At 57.7% G+C, this 10,768-nt stretch carries 7 protein-coding genes; 1 reads left to right on the top strand and 6 read right to left on the bottom strand.

Annotated elements, in window-relative coordinates; all coding sequences use genetic code 11:
- Positions 1 to 28 precede the first annotated feature (28 nt).
- From HMPREF1323_RS08065 to HMPREF1323_RS08040, 6 genes are all read right to left on the bottom strand, one after another.
- Positions 29 to 631: a ribonuclease HII gene (locus tag HMPREF1323_RS08065; RefSeq protein ID WP_009433657.1), complete on the bottom strand. Its 603-nt coding sequence runs from the start codon at positions 629 to 631 to the stop codon at positions 29 to 31.
- A gap of 25 nt (positions 632 to 656) precedes the next feature.
- A complete protein-coding gene (locus tag HMPREF1323_RS08060; protein WP_009433653.1) occupies positions 657 to 1,877 on the bottom strand; it encodes an aminotransferase class V-fold PLP-dependent enzyme in 1,221 nt (406 codons plus the stop codon).
- A 149-nt stretch (positions 1,878 to 2,026) separates the two neighbouring features.
- Positions 2,027 to 3,136, bottom strand: a complete 1,110-nt coding sequence (locus HMPREF1323_RS08055; protein ID WP_009433659.1) for a DUF4876 domain-containing protein — start codon at positions 3,134 to 3,136, stop codon at positions 2,027 to 2,029.
- Between the two features lie 25 nt (positions 3,137 to 3,161).
- The gene (locus tag HMPREF1323_RS08050) at positions 3,162 to 4,580 is read right to left on the bottom strand and encodes a hypothetical protein (protein WP_009433660.1); all 1,419 of its coding nucleotides are present in this window, start codon (positions 4,578 to 4,580) and stop codon (positions 3,162 to 3,164) included.
- A gap of 15 nt (positions 4,581 to 4,595) precedes the next feature.
- Complete coding sequence (locus HMPREF1323_RS08045) at positions 4,596 to 6,029, bottom strand: hypothetical protein (RefSeq protein ID WP_009433654.1); 1,434 nt, start codon at positions 6,027 to 6,029, stop codon at positions 4,596 to 4,598.
- Between the two features lie 11 nt (positions 6,030 to 6,040).
- A complete protein-coding gene (locus tag HMPREF1323_RS08040; RefSeq protein ID WP_232204000.1) occupies positions 6,041 to 8,461 on the bottom strand; it encodes a TonB-dependent receptor in 2,421 nt (806 codons plus the stop codon).
- A gap of 1,094 nt (positions 8,462 to 9,555) precedes the next feature.
- Between HMPREF1323_RS08040 and mnmA the strand changes: the two genes are divergently transcribed.
- Positions 9,556 to 10,728, top strand: a complete 1,173-nt coding sequence (mnmA, locus tag HMPREF1323_RS08035; protein ID WP_009433655.1) for a tRNA 2-thiouridine(34) synthase MnmA — start codon at positions 9,556 to 9,558, stop codon at positions 10,726 to 10,728.
- Positions 10,729 to 10,768: the final 40 nt, after the last annotated feature.

Genomic DNA, 10,768 nt, shown 5'->3' with positions numbered 1-10,768 from the left:
GCGCTATACATTATATATAAGGAGTGGATCAGACCAAGCGGAAGGTCATTCGATGGATGGGTGACGGACCTAAGTCAGCGATGGCACGACGGTGCGCTGGCGTCGGGTAGCCTTTGTGCCCTGCGAAGCCATAGCCTGGGTAGCGGGCATCTTCGGAGAGCATCAGCTCATCACGGTGCGTCTTCGCGAGGATCGAGGCGGCAGCGATGCTTGCAAACGTAGCATCCCCCTTGACGATACACTCGTGGGGGATGTCGTGGTAGGGCTTGAAGCGGTTGCCGTCAATGAGGAGTAGCTCGGGGCGAAGCAGTAGGTCATCTATTGCACGGTGCATCGCGAGGAAGGAGGCCTGCAGGATATTGATCTCATCAATCTCCTCGGGGGAAACGATCCCGACGCCCCACGCCAAAGCCGCTTCCTCGATGATCGGGCGGAGCGTGTCGCGCTGATGCTCGGAGAGCTGCTTGGAGTCGAAGAGTAGTGGATGGTAGAAGGTCGGGGGCAAGATCACAGCTGCAGCGACGACGGGACCGGCTAAGCACCCACGCCCCGCCTCATCACAGCCACACTCCAGACGGCCATCTTCTCCGAAGCTCACGCGCAGGGGTGCGTGTTCCTTCACTGACTTCATAGACCTACTCATCGTAAGCGGGGGCTTAGCTCAGCATAGGGACGACGCGGTGCAGGGCGTCGAAGAAGCGATCCACCTCCTCACGGGTATTGAACAGTCCGAAGGAAGCGCGTGCCACCGCCTGGTGTCCGTAGGATGCCAAGAGCGGTTCGGCGCAGTGATGCCCCGTGCGAATCGCGATACCCATGCGGTCGAGGAGCGTACCGAGGTCAAAGGGATGGATCTCCCCGATACCGAAGGAGAGAATACCACCCTTATTGGGTGCTTCGCCGAGGATGAAGCTATCGGGGAATTCACTCTTGAGGCGAGCCGTAGCATAGTGCAGGAGGTCTTCCTCATGCGCTGCGATGGCTTCGATGCCCAGCTCCGTCACGAAGTCGAGCGCACGAGCAAAGGCAGTAGAGCCTACGTAGTCGGGCGTGCCAGCCTCGAACTTGAAGGGTAGGCTATTATATGTAGTCTTCTCGAAGGTCACTCGCTCGATCATCTCTCCCCCACCCATGTATGGCGGCATGCGATCCAGCACCTCGGGGCGACCATAGAGCGCTCCGATACCCGTCGGCCCGTAGATCTTGTGGGCGCTGAAGGCATAGAAGTCCGCCCCGATTGCCTCGACATCGGCACGCGTATGTGCGATGGCCTGCGCTCCGTCGATGAGGACGAGGGCACCTGCTTCGTGCGCCAAGCGCGTGATTTCGGCTACGGGATTGACCGTGCCGAGGACGTTGCTGACGTGGGCAACGGCGACAAGGCGCGTACGCTCACTGAGCAAGGAGCGGTAGGCATCCATATCGATCTCACCTACGGGCGTCAAGGGGATGACACGCAGATGCGCCCCGCGACGCTCGCACATCATCTGCCAAGGCACGATATTCGAGTGGTGCTCCATCGTGCTGATGATGACCTCGTCGCCAGCGGAGACGAAGGCTTCGCCAGCAGAAGATGCGACGAGATTGATGGCCTCCGTAGTGCCACGGGTGAAGATAAGACCTTCGGCTGAGGGCGCTCCGATGAAGTCAGCGACACGACGGCGCGCAGCTTCGTGGTGCTCGGTCGCGATCTGGCTGAGGTAGTGCACGCCACGATGGACGTTGGCATTGGCCGAATAATAGGCCTCCTCAATGGCCTGAATGACGCAGCGAGGCTTCTGAGTGGTCGCAGCATTGTCGAGGTAAACGAGGGGCTTACCATAGACCTCCGCTGCGAGTATAGGGAATTGGGCTCTTATATCTTCTACAGAATACATGATCTGATTCGTTTATGAATTCACCTGCAAAAGTACGTAATAATTAGGGCGATGGCATAGAAAAGGCCTCGCCCCCACGGCTTCAAAGAGCACGAGGGGGCGAGGACATAAAGAATGTAGATGAGGAAGCCGGTGCTTCGGAGGAAGGATTACTTCTCCGATGTCGTGGGCTTCTTCAAGCCGAGAGAGGCGGGCTGGACGGTGAAGTCACTGGTCGAATTGTTGTCGTCGACGAACTTCTTCCCGTCCCACTTACGGATCAGTGCGAGGCCAGAGTACTTCTGCCAGTCGCTCTTCGGGAGGTTCTTCGCGCTGACCTCCGTGACGGCATTGTAGCCCTTATCGAAGGTATTCTTATAGGGATTGATCTTGTAGCGTCGCTTGGGGCAGACGGTGATGCAGTCCAGCGCCTTGGAGAAGGGGATCTCGATAGCGTAGAAGTCGGCGAAGAGGCTATTGGTGACATTGATATAATGGCGGTAGCCGAGGCGCTCCTTGGTATCCTGATAGTTCTCGCGGAAGTCCTCAGGCGTCCAGGGGAGCTGTATGAGGGCGATACCGTTCTGCCCAGAGATCTGCTTGATACCGAAGTCCGAGTACTTCGCACCCTTCTTATCTACGCCCGTGAGGATGGGCACGAGGTCGGGGACATTGGGGTTATTCATATGCTGGCGGTCGTAGTCACTGTGCGTCCACTCCCAGTCGGCTTTCGTCAGGTCGATGAGGGAGTCCACGCCCTTGTAGCGCTTGGGATCCTCGCGCTCTTCGCCATAATCATCGGCCTGCTTATTGAGACGAACGAAGTATTCCTTGGCGTGGTCGATGGCATACTTAGCGATGACGACCGTCTGCCCTGGCTGGATCGGATGCTCCTTCCCACTGCCAGGGAAGTAAGAGATCGTCTCGACACCGATATACTTACGGCGGAAGTCCTCCTTCCCTGCGAAGGTACGCTCGTCCGAAGGGTCGAGGGCGGTGGTGCTGAGTGCGAGGCCGTCGAGGTACTTGACCTCCGAGGTGGGGTTGAAGATCGTGATGTACTGGTCGTCTTCATACCACGACTTCACGGGAGCGTATCCCCACTCTTCGGGGAAGCTCTTCGTGATGACGTGCCCGATGTAGAAGACCTCCTTGATGATGAGGTGGTCGACGGAGGATCGGGAGTTCGAGCGACGCTGGGGCGCTTCGTTGCGAGTACAGGCCATCAGCCCCGAGAGGAGCACCACGGCCAAGGCGAAGCGATATATATAAGTGCGCATAGCTGGATATAATGCTGTGAGGAGATTAGAGGAACCAGTTGCCGAAGCCCGAGCCACCACCGATGCCATGTGTCTGGACATTCTGCGAAGCCTCAAGAGCTTCCTCTGCTGTGAGGCCGATCTCACGGCCGAGGTAATAGTAGTAGGGGTCATTGGGGTCAATGGCCGTGGGGTCGGTGTCGAAGCTACTGCAGAAGACCTTGATAGGGATGTTGAAGCGCAGGACATCCTTCCACTGCGAGTCAGCACCGTAGTCCTTTGGCTCGTCGGGGTTGTACCAGTCTGAGCAGATGAACTTGCTGAGGAAGACGTACGTGGAGTGGCGTGCGAGATAAGGGTCCTTCGGGATCAGCGCCTTCTTGCCCTTCGGGCACTTCATGACGCGCACCGAGAGGTAGAACTTCGGCAGGACGAATGAGGGACGCGTATAGCGCCCACCCTTCCCCGTCGTGGGGTCGGTACGGCGTGTGATCTCGAGCGGCCAGTCCTTGTGCTTGTCGTCATTCTCATCGGCATCAATATCGAAGTTGAAGTGACCCTTCAGCCCGACGCGGTCTTGGTCGTAGGGAGCGACAGCCCAGTCTGCTTCCTTACGCGTGAGAGGAGGGAGGAGGCGCTGGTTGAAGAGCTCGCGCGCACCATCGCCCATCGCATCGTGGATCCACGTGTCACGGTAGGTGTACTCGAAGATCTTCGGCGTGGCATCGGCACGCTCCTTCCACGTAGTCTTATTCGCGAAGAAGGGCGAAGGTACAGGCGTGTGGTCGATCGTACCGCCAGGCTGCCAGGTATCGTACTCGTCGTACTTAGCCTGCCAAGTACCGCGCGTATCGGTCACCTCGTAGGGCTGGCCCTTGTCATCGACATCGCTCACCGTGAAGAAGATCTGATACTCGTCGGAGTGATCCAGGATATCATCATTCATCAGACGGCCATTCTTATCGAAGAAATAGAGGCAGAGGCCCCAGCGCTTGAGGCGCCCACCGATGATACGGATGTAGTCGGGACCCTGCTTCTTGTCGTACTGCTCGAGGTAGGTCACCGTGCTCTGACGCTGCACCTCGACGGTGGGCCAAGAGCCAGCGTTGTTGTGGATGATGACGAACTCCTCCTGCTTCCAGGGGGCATTCGGGTAGACGAAGTTCCCGTGCATCATACCGTCACCGTGGGAGTGGCCTTCCTTGAACATCACCAGACACGTCGCCCAGTCCTTGAACGCTCCCTCGGGATCGGGGTTGGCAAGGGCTTCGGTGACCTTGATCTTCGAGATGCTATCGACGTAGTGGTCGGCACCACTGTGGGGGATGGTCTTTGTATTGAGAGGGTTGTCGTCGTAGTTGGGATGGATATCCCCAAAGACGAACTTATCGCACGCACTGAGTGAGAAGGCGATGAGCCCAAGGACAGTGGCGCGCTTGAGGTGCTTACTTATAGAGGTATTCATAGCGAGGAGTGGGCATTACATAAGGACGACATTGCGACGATAGCGATAGAAGAAGGCTTCGGGGTCGGAGAGCATACGCCAGAGCTCGGAGCGCTGTACCGAGGGGTAGAAGCGGCGGACGTCCTCGTAGCACTTCGCTTCGCCGTCTTTCGTATCGGCGATGATGCGCACGGGCAGCGGGTAGTCAATGTCGAAGCTATCCCAGCCAGGCTGGATCTGGTTGAAGTCCCAGAGGTAGCCCCCATCGGGGTTCGCGGCATTGGTGTACTTCGCGGGCTTGGCGACATCTCCCGTGCGCTGCTGACCCTTGGTGAGGATATTACACAGACGCACCTGCAGGAGGAAGGAGATCCCCGCCTGACGGAACTTTAAGATTCCCTTGAAGCCCAGTCGGTCGAGCGGCGCCCCTGCATCGAGGCTACGCTCCTGCTTCAGCAGACCCACCGTCTCACCATAGCGCTGACGGGGAGCCTCCGTCTCGGGGTCGATGAAGTCATCGTTGTATGACTCGTCAAAGAGCTTACCCAGCTCCTCCTCGATGGGATCGGTATCGCGGTAGGTATAGGTGAAGATCTCGGGGACGAGCTGATTGAGGCGCTGGTTGTCGATGCTGCGCACGAGGCGGTACATCGTACCATTGGAGGCACGGAAGGGCTGGAGGGCATCGGGTCGCCCCGTCACCTCGATAGAGCGCCACGCGAGTTCGTTGTCAAAAGGCACGGCATTGCGCCCCAGCTCGAAGCCATCGGGCACGTAGATATTCGATGCGGAGAACTTCGTCGCAGGCTCTGCCTTGCCCCCACGCTCCATGAAGGTATAGCGGTCGATGTAGTGCGGCACATCGGCCAGCGTACGGGGGTAAGCGAGCTGGAGCGTCTTAGCCTCATCCTTTGAGCCCTTGCTGAGGGTAAAGTGCCCGACACCGAAGAAGTGCTGGTGCATCATCAGCGTGGAGTTATCCTCGTCGGGCTCGCTGTAGCCGTCCTTCCCCTTGACATAGGGGAAGTTCGTGAACTGGTGGTTGATGAGCATCCCGTTCTGATCGTAGTACTTCAGTTCGAGGCCGTAGACGATCTTGTCCGAGGCGACGACATCGAAGTGATCACGCTCCGTCGTCACGGTCATCTGCCCGTTGTCATCCTTGGCGATATCGATCTCCTGGACGATGGGGATGACGGTCTCTTCGCCTGCTATATGATAGGTATTGTAGACGTCGACCATCTCGTCGGCATTCGCACCGACACCGATCTGGCCCGCCTTATAGCCCATGCGCAGGATCGCATGCACGGCATAGATCTGGTCGTGGCCCTTGACATCGCGCTCGATCTCGGAGGGCGGAGCCTGGATGATCTTCTTGAAGAAGTTGTCTACACGTTCATTGGAGCAGCTCCCGAGGAGGCAAGCTACACCGAGAGCGGGGAGGAGGTAGTGAGATATGATGGATTTCATAGTCGCAGTCATTAGAACTTATAGAGCACACGCAGCGAGAAGTTTGCGCCACGGGCATGAGCGTAGTAGCGGAAGCGGTCGGTGTACTCCTTGTAGAGGGCGTTGAGGATATTGTCCCCGACGAGCATCAGGCGCAGGGAGCGGTCGTGGGGAAGGCGCACGCCTACCTCAGCCGTACCATTGAGCAGGAAGTAAGGATCGGGCGAGTCGCTGACGAGGTCCTTGTCAGGGTCGAAGCGACGCTGCTTCGTCACATAGATACTGGAGAGCGAGACGGACGCGTGGTACTTCTTGTCCCGTGTGAGGTCGAAGTCATACGTCCCCGAGAGGCCGTAGCGGTCGGAGGGCATGAAGGGCAGCCAGTCCTGACGCGTGATATTGCGAGCGAACATCCATTCGCCCTTCCCTACGACAGCGAGCCCAGGCAGTGGGTGCACCGTTGCCTCGATATCGCCCCCGTAGAGATTGACATCGTCTTGGTCGTAGATGAACTTCGGGTACTTCCCACTGGGGTGGTTGTGGAAGCGATCCTTCCCTGCGCCGATATGGTCGTAGATATAGCTACTGATGCGCTGGTAGAAGGCGCTGGGCTCGATAGAGATCCAGCTATTGCGGTAGCGTGCCCCGATGACGGACTTATAGCCACGCTCGCTGGCGAGGTTACGATTCCCCTCGACCCAATAGGAGCCGTCTTGCAGCCCGATAGCGTAGAGCTCGTTGATATCGGGTGGGCGCCACGACCAGCCGATATTAGCACGCACATCCCAGTTCTGATTGATATCATAGTGAGCGGCGAGGCTCGTGGTGAAGTTGCTATACAGCTTGAAGTCGTCGTAGTAGGTATAGTTACTCAGACTGGTATAGCCGCTGACTGACATCACACGGAAGTCATAGCGCATACCGAGTGCTGCCTGCAGCTTGCCCAGCTCAGCCTTGTGGAGGAAGTAGCCCCCCATCGAGAGTGCAGCGAAGTTCGGCACGAAGGCAGGCTGCTTTGTCCCAGGGTAGTTGTAGTTCGTCTGGTAGGTATTCGACGTCCCGACGTCGGTAGTCATCCCCCAGCGATTCCACTTGGCGTGCCAGAGCACATCCGCCTTGAAGGTCTTGAGGATGAGGTCCTGCATCGGTATCCAGCTCCAGTCGGCCTTCTTACGATTCTCGAACTCCTGTCGGAGGTTCTCTTGGAACGAGGCCGTGAAGTCAATGCGGTGGTTATCGCTCAGATTCCACTTCACCTCACCCTTGAGCGTGAAGTGCTGCGACTGCTGGAAGGGTGGCTTGATATCGTAGGAGAAAGGGCGGAAGGTCGATGAGTCAGGGCGCCCATATTCAAAGCGCTTGACGAGCTGATCAAGGTCGGAGATCTTGCTGGCGTAGTAGATACCGCTACGCTGGTAGTAGAGGCTGGAGTAGACGGTCGCCGTCACGCGTGAGGCGTGGTAGCCGAGCGCTCCCGAGAGGCTGATGGTATTGTAGCCCGTGTTGTTGAGGATATAGTCGGCGGTGCTGTAGTCGCCCCCCTTGGTGTACATCCCGTGCAGGCGAAGCCCCCACTTGCCGTAGCCCGCTTCGAGGCTTGCCGAACCGCTGACACCTCGTGCATTGGTATCATAGCCGATGTTCGCCTTGCCATGGACCTCGATCTTCTCCTTGCCGAAGGGTAGCGGTGCGTCATTCAGAAGGACGACGCCCCCCATAGCACCGAAGCCGTAGCGGATACACTCGGCACCCTTGACGACCTCTACCATACTCGAGCCCGTATAGTCCAGCTCGGGGGCATGGTCGGCGCCCCAGCTCTGGCTCTCCAGACGGACACCATTATTCATCAGCAGGATACGGCTACTGTGCATCCCCTGGATCACGGGCTTAGCGATGGTGCTACCCGAGCTAATCGAGCTGACGCCAGGGACGGTCTCCAGCAGCTTGGCGAGCGAAGTAGCGCCCCCTCGCTCGATAGTCTTACGGTCGATGGTCGCCGTCTGCTGGAGGTTAGAGGTATGACGCTTCTGCGCGGTGACCTCGACCTTCGAGATGACCTGCGCATCCTCCTGCATCTGCAGGGTGATGCTGCGCGAGGCGGGGACAGCGACCGTACGTGAGAGGCGCTGATAGCCCACACAAGAGATATCCACATGGATACTCGTGGGAGCGGAGCGGAAGCGCAGGGTGGCATGCCCCGCCTTGTCCGTCATCGTAGGACTCACCGCCGTAGCACAGCGGATGACCGCCCCGATGATGGGCTGGCGTGTGGCTTGGTCGAGGATGGTGATCGTGAGTTGCTCCCGCGCACTTTGCTCTGCGGGGGCGAGCTCCTCGGTAGTAGTAGCCCCGAGGGGATGGGGCGCGAGGGCAAGGGCGGAGGTGAGTACGAGACCGAAGAGGCCAAGGCGCACCGAGCCCATAGTGTAGTGTTTACAGTTTGCTTTCCACATAGTCGTGGGGAGGGCGGAGTGGTGTGTATTCACTCCTGTCTTAGGAGGGTTGGATAATAGGAAGGAGGTCGGTGAGGGCGAGCTCCTCAAGGCCGTGAGGCCGCTTCATGGTGCGGGCATGTGGCTCGCTCACCTATGAGATGGTAGTCAGAGATATGGCTGTGGCTTACAGCTCTTATCAGGAGGTAGAGGTTTGATTCATTCGCTATCGGCTAAGTTAGAGATCGAATGTGTACTATTGGCGTTGCAAAATTAGGGCAAACAGTGGCCTATTATCCTCCCCTTTTGTTGGTATTTATTGCCCGCCTCTACCTACCTATATGTACCCCTCTCAGGCAAAGTGCCGTATTTAACGACCCTTATACGGCCCTTAACCCTTCCAAAATCGGGCATTATGACGCGTGAAAGGGAGATGTGTAGCTCCCACAGAGTGACTGCTTCAATAGGGACTCTTAGCTTGATAATATGTGGGAGCGTGATGCGAGCAATATAAGAGGAGACTATTGCTGAGAGTCCTGTCCTCTATTTCGAGTGCTAAGGTATCGCACGCCCAGCTCCCCGATATGCCTCTCCAAAGAGATACGCAAGCCCTTCGCCTTATCGTGCGTATTCCTCTTATCCAGCGGAGGGAAAAGCATCGTTCTCGTGAAGAAAAAAGCGCCTTCTCGTAGTGGTTTTCCTCTGTCTATGTACGTAGTCTTAAAGACTAGGCACGCAAATCCAAATATCCACGTACGTAGATATTAGAGCCACGTACGTAGTCCAAACTTATCTGCCACTCGTTCACTACTTTTATCCCTACGTGGAGCAACAACCTAATATGGTGAGCCTTTCCAAAGCAATAGTGGTATGAAGTGCAAACGAGTAGTGGATGACACGCCGTACCACTATTCATTCGAGGTACAAACGAATAGTAGATTGAGCACGGAGCAATAGTCGGACGCGTGCAGAGCAGTAGTTGTTTGAAGGCCCGACTGCTTGAGCTTCATCCCCACCCCTCCTGATGATATGCTCCCGATACGCCCCTGCCTCTTGAGGAGGACACACGAGCCCACCCCCGCCAAAGAGCACGGGAATTGCCGTACCTTTGTAGTATGCAGAAGCAAGATCTCATAGCGCCCCTACAGGAGCGCATCCGCCGAAGTGGGCTCACCGAGCCCCGCATCGCCGTCCTCGTCTCAGGGGGGGTCGATAGCTCCGTCGTCGTCCACCTCCTCACCGAGGCGGGCTACCGCCCTACCCTCTTCTACATCCAGATCGGGATGGAGGAGAAGGGCTTCACGGACTGCTCGTGGGAGGATGATCTGGAGATCGTGCGCCATCTGGCACACCGCTATGACTGCCCTCTTGAGGTCGTCTCGCTACACGACGAGTATTGGGCGAACGTCGTCCAGTACACCATCGACACCGTGCGCCGTGGACTCACCCCGAACCCCGACATGATGTGCAATAAGCTCATCAAGTTCGGCTGCTTCGAGGAGAAGTGGGGCAAGGACTTCGACTTCATCGCTACGGGGCACTACGCCACGACGACCTTCGTCGGCGACCAGCTCTATCTGGCTACGGCTCCCGACCCCGTGAAGGACCAGACGGACTTCCTTGCGCAGATCAACTTCCGCCAAGTCTCCAAGCTCCTCTTCCCCACCGGTCACCTCCTCAAGAGCGAGGTACGCCGTATCGCCGAAGAGGCGCATCTGCTGAGTGCTAACCGCAAGGACAGTCAGGGTATCTGCTTCCTCGGGAAGGTGAACTACAACGAGTTCATCGAGCGTGCCCTCGGGCAGAAGGAAGGGCTCATCATCGAGCGTGAGACGGGGAAGATCCTCGGCAAGCACAAGGGCTACTGGTTCCACACCATCGGTCAGCGCAAGGGCCTCGGGCTGAGTGGTGGCCCCTGGTTCGTCGTGAAGAAGAACATCCGTCGCAATATTATCTTGGTCAGTCAGGGCTATGACCCCGCCGACCAATACGGCGAGCACATCGGTATGGAGACCTGCGACTTCATCAGCCACGACCCTTGGCAGTACGCCGCCGAGGTACAAGGGCTAGATGCTCCCCTCTCCCGTGAGGAGTCGGTGGAGATTACCTTCAAGGTGCGCCATACACCCGACTTCACACGCGGGCGACTCAGCTACGACCCCGCCTCGGGCTACCTCATCGAGAGCGAAGAGCCTATCCAAGGCATTGCCCCAGGCCAATATGCCGTGCTCTACGACACCGAGCACCGTATCTGCTTCGGTAGCGGTATGATCACTCGCGGCTTCTAAGCGCCTTTTACGGCGAAGCCCACACGAAAGAAAAGCGGTA

It is taken from the genome of Porphyromonas sp. oral taxon 279 str. F0450 (assembly GCF_000292995.1).
In the GTDB taxonomy this organism is placed as follows: Bacteria; Bacteroidota; Bacteroidia; order Bacteroidales; family Porphyromonadaceae; genus Porphyromonas; species Porphyromonas pasteri.
Note: the sequence above shows the minus strand (reverse complement) of the source record. Positions and strands in the feature narration are given on the sequence as shown.